The 14290-nt window shown below is 37.2% G+C and carries 13 protein-coding genes; 3 read left to right on the top strand and 10 right to left on the bottom strand.

Features of this window, described 5'->3' with window-relative positions:
* Positions 1–212: 212 nt before the first annotated feature.
* From IGL70_RS07615 to IGL70_RS07630, 4 genes are all read right to left on the bottom strand, one after another.
* Positions 213–953: a hypothetical protein gene (locus IGL70_RS07615; RefSeq protein ID WP_002289257.1), complete on the bottom strand. Its 741-nt coding sequence runs from the start codon at positions 951–953 to the stop codon at positions 213–215.
* A 129-nt stretch (positions 954–1082) separates the two neighbouring features.
* The gene (locus IGL70_RS07620; protein ID WP_002289258.1) at positions 1083–2030 is read right to left on the bottom strand and encodes a LacI family DNA-binding transcriptional regulator; all 948 of its coding nucleotides are present in this window, start codon (positions 2028–2030) and stop codon (positions 1083–1085) included.
* A gap of 128 nt (positions 2031–2158) precedes the next feature.
* Entirely contained in the window at positions 2159–2923 is a 765-nt protein-coding gene (locus tag IGL70_RS07625; protein ID WP_002289259.1) for an alpha/beta fold hydrolase, read from the bottom strand.
* A 3-nt stretch (positions 2924–2926) separates the two neighbouring features.
* Entirely contained in the window at positions 2927–3316 is a 390-nt protein-coding gene (locus tag IGL70_RS07630; RefSeq protein WP_002297001.1) for a hypothetical protein, read from the bottom strand.
* A gap of 134 nt (positions 3317–3450) precedes the next feature.
* Between IGL70_RS07630 and IGL70_RS07635 the strand changes: the two genes are divergently transcribed.
* Both IGL70_RS07635 and IGL70_RS07640 read left to right on the top strand, forming a co-directional pair.
* Positions 3451–3993 carry a DUF2179 domain-containing protein gene (locus IGL70_RS07635; RefSeq protein WP_002289260.1) on the top strand — a complete coding sequence of 181 codons (543 nt, stop codon included), beginning with the start codon at positions 3451–3453 and terminating at the stop codon, positions 3991–3993.
* Between the two features lie 147 nt (positions 3994–4140).
* Positions 4141–4773 (top strand): hypothetical protein, encoded by a 633-nt coding sequence (locus IGL70_RS07640; protein ID WP_002289266.1) that lies wholly within the window; start codon positions 4141–4143, stop codon positions 4771–4773.
* Between the two features lie 133 nt (positions 4774–4906).
* Here IGL70_RS07640 and IGL70_RS07645 read toward each other — a convergent pair whose 3' ends face one another.
* The gene (locus IGL70_RS07645; RefSeq protein ID WP_002296999.1) at positions 4907–5032 is read right to left on the bottom strand and encodes a GNAT family protein; all 126 of its coding nucleotides are present in this window, start codon (positions 5030–5032) and stop codon (positions 4907–4909) included.
* Between the two features lie 133 nt (positions 5033–5165).
* Positions 5166–6062 (bottom strand): DUF1803 domain-containing protein, encoded by an 897-nt coding sequence (locus tag IGL70_RS07650; RefSeq protein ID WP_002324666.1) that lies wholly within the window; start codon positions 6060–6062, stop codon positions 5166–5168.
* Positions 6063–6186: 124 nt separating this feature from the next.
* Here IGL70_RS07650 and IGL70_RS07655 point away from each other — a divergent pair, with 124 nt between their 5' ends.
* Positions 6187–7146, top strand: coding sequence for an IS30 family transposase (locus tag IGL70_RS07655; RefSeq protein ID WP_002336308.1), 960 nt, complete (start codon positions 6187–6189; stop codon positions 7144–7146).
* 162 nt (positions 7147–7308) lie between these two features.
* On the opposite strand, the gene IGL70_RS07660 is transcribed toward IGL70_RS07655, so the two are convergent.
* From IGL70_RS07660 to parC, 4 genes are all read right to left on the bottom strand, one after another.
* A complete protein-coding gene (locus IGL70_RS07660; protein WP_002289263.1) occupies positions 7309–8235 on the bottom strand; it encodes a manganese-dependent inorganic pyrophosphatase in 927 nt (308 codons plus the stop codon).
* 84 nt (positions 8236–8319) lie between these two features.
* The gene (pflA, locus tag IGL70_RS07665; RefSeq protein WP_002289264.1) at positions 8320–9081 is read right to left on the bottom strand and encodes a pyruvate formate-lyase-activating protein; all 762 of its coding nucleotides are present in this window, start codon (positions 9079–9081) and stop codon (positions 8320–8322) included.
* Between the two features lie 243 nt (positions 9082–9324).
* A complete protein-coding gene (gene pflB, locus IGL70_RS07670; protein ID WP_002289265.1) occupies positions 9325–11556 on the bottom strand; it encodes a formate C-acetyltransferase in 2232 nt (743 codons plus the stop codon).
* Between the two features lie 276 nt (positions 11557–11832).
* Positions 11833–14283: a DNA topoisomerase IV subunit A gene (gene parC, locus IGL70_RS07675; protein ID WP_104873784.1), complete on the bottom strand. Its 2451-nt coding sequence runs from the start codon at positions 14281–14283 to the stop codon at positions 11833–11835.
* Positions 14284–14290 lie beyond the last annotated feature (7 nt).

Here is a 14290-nt window from a genome sequence, read left to right on the forward strand (position 1 = left end):
AAAAAATAAAAAACAAACTATTTTTGCAAACGATCTGCGAAAATAGTTTGTTTTTTTATTTTGCCATTATTTTCTTACTTATTGGGAGAAAAAATTCGCTTAAACTCAAAAAAATCTGAGGATACGATATAAACTTTCGGATAGAGTATAAAATAAGGAAACGCCGCAGCGTTTCCTTTCCAACTGTAGCCGAATATAAATTTGTATATCACTTATTTAAAATAGCTATTTTCTCCCAAAGAGTTTCCTTGATCATCGATCAATCCTTGTAATGAGCGTTCTAAGATACCATGGCTTTTTTTCGATTTTTTTTCTTCTGACTGCTTTGTTTCCTCTAACGTTTTTGTTCGATTGAATGTTCGTACAGACGGCTCCCCATTTCTTTTTTCTTGATACGGCGTCGGTTCTGTATCGAACAACAGATAAGAGTCATCCGTTTTTTTCATCGATTCGATTAAATGATCCTCAGAAATTTTGCTTTCTCTAGGGTCTGGGATAATCGATGCGGGTACATATTTAGGAACAAAATAAGAACGCTCCCGCACCTTCGTGTCAACAGATGCGTTTCGTGTAGTATGCTTGGACTCTGTCCTTGTTTCACTTTGTCTGACAGAACGAGAGGAATCACCAAAAAGTTTTTTTCGTCCTGTCGATGTGATTTCTGATTGGTAATGGCCGGTATAATCCGGTAATTTTCCTTTATGCTTTTCCAAATTTTCCTTACGCGGAGCTGACTTCAATCCATTTGTTGCACGACGCTTGCGACGGATTTTCTCGGTGTTCGTGTTCGTGAAATGAAATTCTTTCATCTGCTCAAACGGGGACTGATTCTGTTCAGTCAAAAGATCTTCTTGTCCGTCAAATAATACTCGCTTCTTGTCGTTGGTTAATTTTACGCCTAACTCATCATCGTACGCAGGAAAACGGAAATGTTTTCGTCTGATTTCTTTCATTCAAACCATCCTTCTCAAAAATGGAACTTTTCTCAATAATAGCACAGATTCATTGTTTTCAGTAGCAATGCGCTGATTATTTTAAGAAAATAGCGATGAATTTCATAAATATATATATAGTAATAAGACTTAATTCGTTGTCTCTCTGATAACTAGTTCAGGAAAAAAACGACGATAACCTTGACTCGCCCCTTTTTCTTCTATTTTTTTTAACAACATTTCTCCACATACTTCACCCATACGTATAATATCTTGCTTGATCGTTGTCAATTTAGGTGAACTGATTTGGTCTAAAAATACCCCATCAAATCCAATCACACCAAATTCTTCGGGCAAGTGTCCTCCAGCATTTATAATCCCTCTTACTGCTCCTAGTGCTAGCCGATCTGAACTACATACAAAACAAGTTTTATCTGTAAAATCTGCCCAGTTTTCTGTCATATATCTTTCTACTTCTGTCGAATGATTTGGAAACCGCAAGATTTTACTAGGAAGATCAACTTCCTTCATCACAGATAAATAACCAGTTTCCCTTGAAATTTCAAAAGGCTCGTCCACTTCGATACCGATATAAATAATCGTTTGATAATCTCTTTCTAAGGCATATTGCGTTGCTTTTGCTGTACCATATTCATTATCGCTGTCTACATAATCATATCCTTCAGAATTTTCCCCAAACAAGACAACTGGTTTTTCCAAACGATCGATCCAATCGAAGTCTTTTTTTCTGACACCTGTGATGATGTATCCATCACAAGAACCGACGTCGAAGGCATCATTTGTAACTAATTGGAGAGAATAATGCGCTTTACCGATCCGTTTAGCGATTCCCATCAGCAAATTCATGTAATAGGGCTCAGTTGTGTCGATTTCTTCCAGTATAAATAATTTGATGATCTGCGACCGATTCGTGACAAGTGCTTTTGCAGCAATATTTGGACGGTAATCCAGTTCAGCCATTGCTGAGAAAACTAACTCTTTCAATTCGTCAGTCACCTGTTCCGGATGATTGATGACTCGAGAGACCGTCATTTTTGAAACATTGGCACGTTTTGCAACATCTGCTAAAGTGGGCATGCTCTCTTCCTTTCTAACATGTTGTCATTCTTACTATCAATTATACCAAATTTTCCTAACAGAGTTTATTATAGCCCAAAATAAAAAACGGAAAATCCTCTATCGTCATGAGTGATTTTCCGTTTCAATTATTTATACTTTTTTATCAAATTTTTTGCTAAAAAAGTGGAAGCTTCTTCCATTAGTGGTATTTGTACCATATGTCGCTGTGTTTTTGAGGAACGAAAAACAATTTCTTTTCCGTAAGACTTATGCCGATTTTTTTCTACAAATCGTTCCGTTTGTATATAAGGGATTTTTTCGTCAGCTTGTCCATGCCAAAAGAACAGAGGACGTCCAGCTAACTTTTCCGGCTGCAATGACAAATCATAGCTCTTAACCCATGAAATCAAATCAAAATAGTCTTTTGGTACGACATAATTATATTCCGATGCGCGCCTTACGATTTCTTTTCCATATTCCAAAGGTGCAGGGGAACCCATCAAACACACGCCCGCTACTATATGAGGATGTTTAGCCAACAAGGCGCATGTTGTCATTCCCCCCATCGAAACCCCGCCAACTGCAAGCTGATCATGTAGAAGACCTCTTTTTTCTAAATGCTTGATAAGTGTGTCAAATTCAAACAGATTTCCGTAGATACTATCCCAAAATGTATAGGATGGAATAGAAGAAACCGGCTGTTTGCGCTCCCCATGATTCATCGCATCTGGCAGGATCACACGAATGCCCTGCTGCGCAATTTTTCTTCCTTGCGTCAAAACTAACTCCTTACTTGTCTGCCATCCGTGATAATAGATGACAACGGGAATACGTTCCTCTCTTAATTCTTTCAGAACAACTTCTAACACTGGAATATGATGGACAGAACGTTTCAATATAATTGGATTCAATTGTTACTCACCTATTTTCATTAAATTTCCTGATCGCCATAGCAACCATGCTCCAACAGTTGTCTGGAACAGGTTCAGTGTACCAAATAATATAAATGCAGGACTGAATGGCTCGGGAAATAAGCACAGAGAACAAAGTCCCACCACTCCTAATGCTAACGAAAGGAGTGGATAAATAGAAAAATTCAAAAAACTGGCAACGCTACCGAAAATATTACCAATAAACAGTATCAAAAAGAAAAAAACGCTTAAAATTAAACCATCTGTCAGCGACATCTGAAAAACAATGTTCTCTACCTCAATTGGCTGTTGAATCGAATAGACACCTAAGTATATACTGAGAAGGAGACTTAGCACGTGGCTGGCACAAAACACACGATTGACCGTTTTCATTTTAATCACCTAACCTATCTTTATAATTCTATTATAATCATTTTATCATTTTTTTGTATGTATAAAGTTTCAATTTTTCTTCACTTACGATTTTTTTTGATATTGTTGTTATATAAATGAAAGGAGTTTTACAAATGATTGATCCAAAAATGTTGGGGATGATCTTCCTCATCAATTTTGCTTATATCACTCTGAACACGTTACGTTTCATGTTGACAATGAAAGGCTATCGACTGATTGCTCCACTTGTCAGTATGGTCGAGATCACGATTTATATCGTCGGCTTATCCCTTGTTTTAGATCGTTTAGATAATCCACTGAATTTATTTGTCTATGCGTTAGGTTACGCAGTAGGTATCAGTGTCGGAATTTTAATTGAAGACAAATTGGCATTAGGATACATCATGGTCACAACGATTTTGCCAGCAAATAGCGCAGAAGATAAAAGTTTGCCGGGTATACTGAGAGAACACGGTTATGGTGTGACACAGACTTCTGCAATGGGGCTGGAAGGTGAGCGGCTAGTTCTCGAAATACTTTCTCCTAGAAAAAGCGAACGTGAACTGTATCGCCTGATCAAAGAAATCGAAGAGCGTGCTTTTATCATTTCTTATGAGCCAAAATATATTTCAGGTGGTTTCTGGACTAAAAAAGTGAGAAAACGACAAGGAAAATAACTCACAAACTTAAAAACTGTCTAATATCTAAATTAAATTTTAAATGTTAGACAGTTTTTATTTATTATTTTGATTAAAAAACATCGACATATACTCATCAATTTGTTATTATACTTTATATACTTATCAATTTAATTTGGAGATATTATGGAAATTCAACGTAGAACCACTAATTTTTTACATTTAGGCTCTTTTTTTGCAACTTTGACGATCTTATTTTTTCTATGTTATTCATACCTTAAGACCTCACATGCGCCTTCTAGTGCATTAGGCTGGTTGCTTTTGGATCATTCTGATATCACAGAAGCCGAAGAAAATCCGTTTTTTTTGATTTTGTCTTCTCTTTGCGGCTTACTGTTTTCTGTTTATTTCGGTGCCTATTTTTTTCATCGACATCCTGGTACGTTAAACGAAGCTTCAAGCGTATTGATTGCATTTAAAACGTTTTCTTTTTTAGCAATTCTTTTTTATTCGTTTAATCACAATACGCTTTTCTTCTTTATCATGAATGGTTTAGTCGTGATTTTATCCATTTTTACTTATTTTATTTTTTCGCTCATTTTTAGCCAATTGAAATGTCCACTCTTCTTTCGATTAGTTCCTGTCACCTGTTTTATTTACAGCTTGTTTTCCTTTTTTGTCCTTGCTTTAATGCCACTGACCAACCCTTCGACGATCCAAGTCGCAGGAAATCTGTTGGATATGCTCTTCATCGTCAGTCTAGGTGTATTTATGTGGCAAAGAAAAAACAAACAAAATAAAAAGCATTTTGAAGCCTGACTATTACGACTTCATAAATGCTTTTTTAGTTTTAAACACTTCAATCTAAAAGAATAACCCAAGATTGGATAAATTATTAATGACTCGCCATTCGTTTCTTAGTGATTCTGGATCATCAAATGGACTTCCTAATCTAATCAGCTAGTTCTTCCCATAAAATGCCATACTTGACTGAATCATAATATTGATTATTTAAAAATCTAACTTTTCTTATCACTACTTCCTTTGTCATTCCACATTTCTCACCATTTTTTTGCATTCCTTTGTTTCCAGACCATGTAGTGAATCCAATAGGTGGTAGATAGGCAAAATACTCAAATAATTCTTTTAACCATAAAGGAAGAGAAAGGCTCCTCCTGCAAGAGTCAGTATAATTTTTGCTTACTGCTCTCTTAGGTTTTACTCACTAAAACTGTTCTATATTCTTTGATATAAGAAAATGCATGCGGTATAAATTTCTTGCTCAGCTCAGAAAAGATTTGTCGTTTAAGAAAGGCCGTTTCCTCCATTGTCAATGAAGGATCCAATGTTGGTAATTCAATCTCAAAATTGTTTTTTTCGACAATAGGTAATTCTAATGTGAATGATTCTTCTTCCTTTATAGTATTCGTCACAAGTAGAGACTGATGGAAAATACTAGGCCGGCGATTTTTATATTTATTCTTACGTATCCTGTCAACGATAACTTCTATTTGATCAAAAAAGTACGCTTCATTTACGTCTCCAATAAGTTCGGCTAATTCTTTGAATGCCTTCGTTACAGGAAGCTGATTCTTCTGTACAAAAAAGTAATTAGCCAAAGTAAGCGGGAAGTGTTCTATAGAGGAAAGTGTGATAAAACGGTACTTCTCATTTCCTGCAGTTGTCCTCAACAATTCTGTCTCTCGGCTGTTTCTTACTCCATAAAAATACGCTTCTTTCCGTTCATCTTCGAAACAATACGCCCAAATAACTTCTCCCATCGCTAATTTTTGTTCATCAACAGAGAGTCTCTTCAATTGTTCAGCTATGGTTTCAGCAGCCGAAGTGGCTTGTTGCAAGTAATCTTTAGGATCAAATATTGGAAAGTTCAAATGATATCTTCGTTCTTCCCTCTTGATTAATCCTGCATCGATCAATAGATCAAGAAAATGGGAAAATTTATTTTGCGAAAATTCTTTTTTCAATTCTCTTAGAATCGTTTCTTGTTCTCGATGTTCATATAGATAATCGGTCAATGAAGAAAAAAGCGGATCATCGGTCAGTTTTTGATAAAAGTTTTCCTTATTTTTTGAATAATAATAGTTCATATATGTTCTCTTTTCTATCCGTTTTATTTTACGCCGATTGTAAAATTAAGCTAGACAACTAAAAAAGTCATTTGTGCTACACTCAAAATAGTTCCGACCAAAGAATTATAAGGAGTGAGTACAAATGACCTATACCCATCTTACAACGGATGAACTTGTAATAATAGAGTCTTATTTCAAAATTAATCAATCTGTTGCTAAAACTGCCCATTGCTTGAATCGTTCAAGACAAACGATCCATAAAGTATATCTGTTCTTCAAGCAAGGAAAATCAGCCTTAGAATATTATCAACAGTATAAGAAAAACAAATCAAACTGTGGTAGACGTCCGCTTGTTTTACCCGAGGAACAATCAGAATATATTCAAAGAAAGGTTGTTCAAGGATGGACACCCGATGTGATTGTTGGTCGTGCAGCGTTTCCTATTAGTTGTTCTGCTCGTACCATTTATCGTATGTTCAAAAAGGGGCTATTTGATTCTTCTGACTTACCGATGAAAGGCAAGCGTAAACCGAATGGACATCAAGAAAGACGTGGAAAACAAACTTTCCGCCGCTCTATTCATGAACGTGAAAAGGATTATAGCCAATTCTCAAATGAGTTTGGTCACCTTGAAGGTGACACTATCGTAGGTCTGAAACATAAAAGTGCTGTAATTACCTTAGTTGAACGATTATCAAAAGTTATCATCACATTGAAACCGTGTGGTAGACAAGCGATTGATATTGAAAAAAAATTAAATCAATGGTTTGAATCTGTACCGAAAAACCTATTCAAATCCATCACTTTTGATTGTGGAAAGGAATTTTCAAATTGGAAACAGATCAGTAATGTCAATGATATTGCCATTTATTTCGCTGATCCAGGAACGCCGTCTCAAAGAGGCCTAAACGAGAATTCTAACGGATTGTTACGTAGAGATGGTTTATTGAAATCTATGGATTTCAATTCAGTAGATGAATTTTTTATTCAATCTGTCGCATCTAAACGAAATAATATTCCTAGAAAATCACTGGATTATCGAACACCTTTGGAAGTATTTTTGAGTTACGTAAGTATTGATGATCTGTCTAACTTAATTTGACAATTAAGATTACTTAAAAGGCTTTTACGTAAAAAGGAGGAAGAACAAGAGTCATAATTGACTGTTATTCTCCTCCATTTCTTCGGCCTTTAGTATGTTCTATGTTTCTTTTTATATCAATCGCTTATCCATTCATTTTGAATGCTTCATACTACCATTTGATTAGCTAAATACAGCCGTCAATTGAGGTACGACTTGTTTTTTACGTGAAACGACACCTTTAAGCAAAGCACGGTTGTTGGTCAAAGTTGTTTGGAAAGCTTCTTCTACTTTTTCTTTTCCTTTACCAGCAACAAGTAATTCTGAATCACTGTCTAAGATGTTTGTGACAACTAATACGAACAGATCGTAGCCATTTGCTTTCATTTCATCTTCCATTGCTGCTTCTAGCTCTGCTTGTCGATCCATCACTTCATTAAGGTCCACTGTATTGACTTGAGCGATACGAACGTTGGAACTGCCCATTGGGAAACTTTTTGCATCCAAATCAAGAAGAACCGCAGCTGATTTATCACTTAGATTTGTTCCTGCTTTCAACATTTCAAGTCCATAAGTGTTTAGATCGACTTCAGCGATTGCTGCAAGTTCTTTTGCAGCTGCTTCATCTTCAGGCGTACATGTTGGTGATTTGAACAACAATGTATCTGAAATGATAGCTGAGAGCATGATTCCTGCGATTTCTTTAGGAATTGTTACTTGGTTTTCTTTATATAGTTTTAAAATAATCGTACTTGTACATCCAACTGGTTCTGCACGATAGTACAATGGATTAGCTGTTTCAAAGTTTGCAATACGATGGTGGTCTACTACAGCTAAAATATTTACTTCGCTGATATCTGAAATACTTTGTTGGAATTCATTATGATCCACAAGCATGACATCTGCATTTTCTGCTTTAGCTGACTCTACTACTCGTGGTGCAGATAGCTGAAAGTGGTCTAATGCGTATTGTGTTTCTTCATTAGGTGTACCTAGAGCAACTGCTTCAGTTTCTTTACCTAATTCATTTTGCAAGTGTGAAAACGCAATGGCTGCCCCGATTGCATCTGTATCTGGATTTTGGTGACCAAAAACTAAAATTTTTGACATGTCATTCGCTCCTTTGTGATTTCTCCTATTTAATAATAGCAAAAAAACGGAAAGAAGCAATACTTATCTTCTTTCCGATGCGACCTATCGCGTTAAATATTTTGTATACTCTTCTGTATGAAGCAATCGTTTAGCATTTTCGACACGTTCTTTTGTAGGTGGTTCGATCCCTTCTAATGGATATTTCAAACCAAGTGTTTCCCACTTGTATTTTCCCATCGTATGATAAGGAAGAATCTCTACTCTGTCTACATTTGACAAGGTTTGAATAAAGTTGTCTAGTCGGATCAAATATTCATCATAATCACTTCGCTCAGGAACTAGTACATGGCGAATCCAAACCGGTTTGTTGATTTTTGACAAATATTGAGCCATTTCTAAAATATTTTCATTGTCCCAATGCGTTAGTTTTTTATGCTCTTCATTATCGATGTGTTTGATGTCAAATAACAGTAAATCTGTATACTTCATCAATTCTTGAAAACGTGAAAAGAAAGGTTCTTCATACGTAAAAGGTTTTCCGCATGTATCCAATGTAGTATGCATCTTCCGCTCTTTTGCTTTTTTAAATAGTTCGATCAAAAAATCGATCTGCAATAGAGGTTCTCCACCACTAACAGTAATACCACCTTTATCTCCCCAGTAAGGTCTGAAGCGTTCTGCTTTATCTAAAAGTTCATCTGCTGTGTATTCTTTCCCTCCGCCAATATTCCAAGTATCTGGATTGTGACAAAATTGGCAACGCATGCGGCATCCTTGCATAAACACGACAAAGCGCAGTCCAGGTCCGTCTACTGAACCGAAAGTTTCGATAGAATGAACATAGCCGATTGTTTTTTCTTCCATTTAAGTTCACATCTTTTCTTTGATTTCATTTTAAGTACAAGTTAGCTGTCGAAGCGAAGCTTTCTGAACAAAATTTTTCGCAATTGCCGCTTCGTTATGTGTAAAATTTACAGGGACGGAACATACAAGTCCTGCCCCTGTAAATCGTTTCTTTCAAATAAGCATACTGATTATTCGATTTTGATGCGATGGCTATTCAACGTCCTTTCGACGCTAAGTCGAAAAACTTTTTTCACGAACTTTTTACATTCTGTCGTGTGAAGTTCTCATCAAGACATCTAATTGTTGTTCTCTTGTCAAGTCACGGAATTTAACTGCATAACCAGATACCCGGATCGTCAAGTTCGGATATTTCATTGGATTTTCCATTGCATCACGCAATAAATCATTACTGAATACATTGACATTCAAATGATAAGCTCCTTTTGAGAAGTATCCATCTAAGACATTACGCAAGTTTTCGATTCTTGTATCTTGTTCTTTTCCAAGACCTGAAGGATTGATTGTTTGGGTATTTGAAATTCCATCCAATGCACAGCCGTAATTCATTTTAGCTGTTGAGTTCAGGCTAGCTAATAACCCACTTTGTTCCGCATTGTAACTTGGATTTGCTCCTGGCGCAAGTGGTTTTCCAGCTTCACGGCCATCAGGAGTATTTCCTGTATTTTTACCGTAAACAACATTTGAAGTAATCGTCAATAATGAAGTTGTTGGTTTTGAGTTGCGGTAAGTTTTATGACGTTTGATTTGTCCCATGAAGTATTCCAAGATCCATGAAACTAATTCATCTGCACGGTCATCATCATTTCCGTATTTAGGGAAGTCGCCATCCACTTCAAAATCAACTGCTATTCCTTTTTCATTACGGATTGCTTTTACTTTTGCATATTTGATCGCTGACAAGCTGTCTGCCGCATGAGAAATCCCAGCAATACCTGTAGCAAATGTGCGTTGCAAGTCAGAATCCATCAAAGCCAGCTGAGCTGCTTCATAAGAATATTTATCATGCATATAATGAATGATGTTCAACGTATTGACATATAGTTCTGCTAACCAATCCATCATATTCATGAAGTTATGTTTCACTTCTTCAAAGTCTAGTATTTCTGATGTGATTGGACGATATTCTGGTCCAACTTGGGCGCCAGTCACTTCATCGACTCCGCCATTGATGGCATATAATAGTGTTTTAGCCAAGTTAGCACGAGCACCAAAGAATTGCATGTCTTTTCCGACAACTGTTCCTGATACACAGCAAGCAATCGCACAATCATCAGAACCCCATTGTTCACGAAGCTGATTATCATTTTCGAATTGAATCGAAGAACTTTCGATAGCGATTCTGCTAGCATATGTTCTGAATCCTTCTGGAAGGTGTTCAGAATACAAAACAGTCAAGTTTGGTTCTGGTGAAGGTCCCATATTTGTTAATGTATGAAGCAGACGGAAATCATTCTTTGTAACTAATGAACGACCATCTAATCCCATACCTGCAATGGATAAAGTAGCCCAGATAGGGAATCCTGAGAATAATTGGTTATATTCAGGTGTACGCGCGAATTTGACCATACGTAATTTCATTACTAAGTGGTCGATCAATTCTTGTGCTTCTTTTTCTGTGATTACTCCATTATCCAAATCACGTTGGATATAGATATCAAGGAATGCTGAGATACGTCCGATTGACATCGCAGCACCATTTTGTGATTTGATTGCTGCTAAATATCCGAAGTATAGCCATTGGACAGCTTCTTTTGCATTTGCAGCTGGTTTAGAAATATCATAGCCATATTTCGCAGCCATTTCTTTCATTTGCGCTAATGCACGATATTGTTCAGTGATTTCTTCACGTAAACGAATCACTTCTTCACTCATTGTATGATAACCAGTCATATCATGATCTTTTTTCTTTTGTTCCATCAAATAGTCGATTCCATACAATGCCACACGACGATAGTCACCGATGATACGTCCGCGACCGTAAGCGTCTGGAAGCCCTGTAATGATTTTGTTTTTACGAGCAGCACGCATTTCAGCAGTATAAGCGTCAAATACACCTTGATTATGTGTTTTGCGCCAGTCAGTGAAAATATGTGTCAATTCATCGTTTGGTGTATAGCCATTACTTTTTAGCGCATTGTTAGCCATATTGATTCCGCCGAACGGCATGAATGCTTGTTTCAAAGGTTTGTCTGTCTGTAGACCGACGATTTTTTCCAAATCTTTATCCAAATAGCCTGCATCGTGTGAAGTAATAGTTGATACGATTTCTGTGTCCATATCATAGACACCGTTACGCTCGAATTGGATATCATTTAACTTTTGCAATTCATCCCATAATTTTTCTGTTGCTTCTGTTGGGCCTTCCAAAAAGCTGTCATCACCGCGATATTCAGTGTAGTTATTTTGAATAAAGTCTCTAGTGTCTACGCCTTCTTTCCATTTGGTACCTTTAAATCCATTCCATTGCTCCATTGTATGGACCTCCTAAATTTCTGTTTTATGTAACAGTTTTTACGTGATTAGTATAACACAGCACCCTATCTTTGCAAGGGTTTTCTTGTTTTTTATTTAACAATTTTTATGTTTTATTTACATATATTTAAATCAACGTTGACATACCAACATTTAAGCATTGTGAACACTTTCATCTTTTTTTGCAAACGTATAAGGATTTATTAAAAATGAATGAAAAAGAGACGCCATCTGTATTAATACAGATGGCGTCTCTTCATTAAAATACTACAACAGTTACGACTCGATGAAAATCTCAGGAGCATCGATAACTTCGATGACTTCTCCACCTTTTTTCTCATCCATCGCAAATGATCCATTCGATGTTCGATCACCTATAGGGAAATCAGTTGGGTCAATCGTTAACTGCTGCCCTTTTTGATTCATCAAGGTTATTTCTTTTGATCTTCCTTCCGACATATAGATAATACGGTGCGGATTTTTTTTCAGCTCACGCATGACCGTCACTCCCCGCTTCGCACGTGAAGTTTGGCTGATTTCTTGAGCAAGCATGCGTTTAACAGCTCCTCGCTGAGTAACGATTACGATCGGCGTATCACCTTCTGCTAACACAAGCAGCCCGTTGATAATCCTATCTCCATCTTTCAAATTCATAGACTTCACTCCAGCTGCCTTTGCTCCAACAACGGGAACATCTGTTAAAGGATAGCGCAAACCCATTCCTTGATGCGTTACTAAGAAAACATCTAAGCCTGGCTGATCTTCTTTCAGATACACAGCAATCAGTTCATCTTCTTCCGCCTTTAGCTTCATACAGCTGAGCGGACGGCTCTTATAGGTGCGCCATGGTTCGAACTCTGTCATTCGTGTTTGCTTGATCAATCCATTCTTGCTGATGAATACAAATGTTTTCTCTGCTTGAATTTTTTGATATGGGAAAACAGCTAAAATCGATTCGTCTACAGACAGATTGGAGATTGTTTGAGAAATGTGCTCACCAGCATCTTTCCATTTCAAATCGGGTAGTTCATGGACAGGGCGGTAGATCACATTTGCTTTATTTGTGATCAGAAGAACATGGTCCAATGTACTCAATTCACCTGAGTATAGCAAGTAGTCGCCTTCTCGCATCCCGATTTCTTCTGGTTTGGAAGCACTATAAGAACGAAGGCTTGTTCGCTTCACATAGCCTTCTCGCGTCACACTGACAATTACGTCTTCTTGTGCCACTAAGACTTGCGTATCAATTTTGATTTCTTCGATTTCGTCTTCGATTGTCGTTAGACGAGCGGAAGAATAATTTTTTTTCACTTCTCGCAATTCTTTTTTCATAACAGAGAAAAGCTCTTTGTCATTTGAAAGGATTTTATTCAACTCTGTGATTTGCGCAATCAAGCTTTCGGATTCCTTTTGAAGCTCTGTGATATCCGTGTTCGTCAAACGGTATAATTGCAATGTGACAATTGCTTCTGCTTGTTCTTCTGTAAATTGAAAGACGTCGACTAAATTCTTTTTGGCGTCTTTTTTGTCTTTACTTTCACGAATCGTTGCGATTACTTCATCCAGAATCGATAAAGCTTTCATCAATCCTTCTACGATATGCTGTCTTTTTTGAGCTTTGGCTAAATCGAATTGACTACGTTTTGTTATGACTTGCTTTCGATGCTCGATATAACTTCTTAAAATGTCTTTCAGTCCAACTTGATGCGGAGTCATATGGTCGATAGCGACCATATTGAAATTGTAATTGATCTGTAGCTCAGTGTTTTTGAACAAATAATTCAAAATTCCTTGAGCATTGGCGTCTTTTTTCAATTCGACGACAATTTGCAGACCTGTTCTATCACTTTCATCTCGTACTTCAGCTATTCCATCGATTTTCTTATTCAAACGGATCTCATCCATTTTTTTCACCAAGGTCGCTTTATTTACTTCATATGGGATTTCTGTGATCACGATTTGCTGTTTATTACCCTTCATTGCCTCTATCTTTGTTTTCGAACGAAGAATAACTTTTCCTCGCCCTGTTTCATAAGCTTTTTTGATTTCATCTTTTCCTTGCAAGATCCCTCCTGTTGGAAAGTCAGGTCCAGGAATATATTCCATCAATTTTTCAAGGCTCGCTTGTGGATGATCGATCATATAGATTGTGCCATCGATCACTTCAGCTAAGTTATGAGTCGGGATTTCTGTTGCATATCCAGCAGATATACCTGTCGATCCATTGACGAGAAGGTTTGGGTATCGAGCTGGAAGGACTGTTGGTTCTTTTTCTGTATCATCAAAATTCCACACGAGATCGACTGTTTCTTTTTCGATATCTGATAGCATCTCTCCACTTAACTTGGATAATCTGGCTTCAGTATAACGCATCGCAGCAGGTGGATCACCGTCCATACTCCCGTTATTCCCGTGCATTTCGATCAGTACTTCCCGCAACTTCCAGTCTTGGCTCATGCGGACCATCGCTTCATAAATACTGCTGTCACCATGAGGATGATAATTCCCCATGATATTTCCGACAGATTTTGCTGATTTACGGAATCCTTTGTCATACGTATTGCCATCTTTGTTCATGGCAAATAATATCCGGCGTTGCACTGGCTTCAATCCATCACGGATATCAGGCAGTGCACGTTCTTGGATAATATATTTGGAATAACGTCCGAAGCGGTCACCCATCACTTCTTCTAAAGTTAATTCTTGTACTTCTTGTCGATTTTCCATCAGGTGA

Source organism: Enterococcus sp. DIV0901a (assembly GCF_051711525.1).
Taxonomy (GTDB): Bacteria; Bacillota; Bacilli; order Lactobacillales; family Enterococcaceae; genus Enterococcus_B; species Enterococcus_B faecium.

Coding starts and splice junctions, on each gene's coding strand:
- IGL70_RS07615 (WP_002289257.1), bottom strand. CDS start 953: ATGAAAGAAATCAGACGAAAACATTTCCGTTTTCCTGCGTACGATGAT.
- IGL70_RS07620 (WP_002289258.1), bottom strand. CDS start 2,030: ATGCCCACTTTAGCAGATGTTGCAAAACGTGCCAATGTTTCAAAAATG.
- IGL70_RS07630 (WP_002297001.1), bottom strand. CDS start 3,316: ATGAAAACGGTCAATCGTGTGTTTTGTGCCAGCCACGTGCTAAGTCTC.
- IGL70_RS07635 (WP_002289260.1), top strand. CDS start 3,451: ATGATTGATCCAAAAATGTTGGGGATGATCTTCCTCATCAATTTTGCT.
- IGL70_RS07640 (WP_002289266.1), top strand. CDS start 4,141: ATGGAAATTCAACGTAGAACCACTAATTTTTTACATTTAGGCTCTTTT.
- IGL70_RS07645 (WP_002296999.1), bottom strand. CDS start 5,032: ATGCAAAAAAATGGTGAGAAATGTGGAATGACAAAGGAAGTAGTGATA.
- IGL70_RS07650 (WP_002324666.1), bottom strand. CDS start 6,062: ATGAACTATTATTATTCAAAAAATAAGGAAAACTTTTATCAAAAACTG.
- IGL70_RS07655 (WP_002336308.1), top strand. CDS start 6,187: ATGACCTATACCCATCTTACAACGGATGAACTTGTAATAATAGAGTCT.
- IGL70_RS07660 (WP_002289263.1), bottom strand. CDS start 8,235: ATGTCAAAAATTTTAGTTTTTGGTCACCAAAATCCAGATACAGATGCA.
- pflA (WP_002289264.1), bottom strand. CDS start 9,081: ATGGAAGAAAAAACAATCGGCTATGTTCATTCTATCGAAACTTTCGGT.
- pflB (WP_002289265.1), bottom strand. CDS start 11,556: ATGGAGCAATGGAATGGATTTAAAGGTACCAAATGGAAAGAAGGCGTA.
- parC (WP_104873784.1), bottom strand. CDS start 14,283: ATGGAAAATCGACAAGAAGTACAAGAATTAACTTTAGAAGAAGTGATG.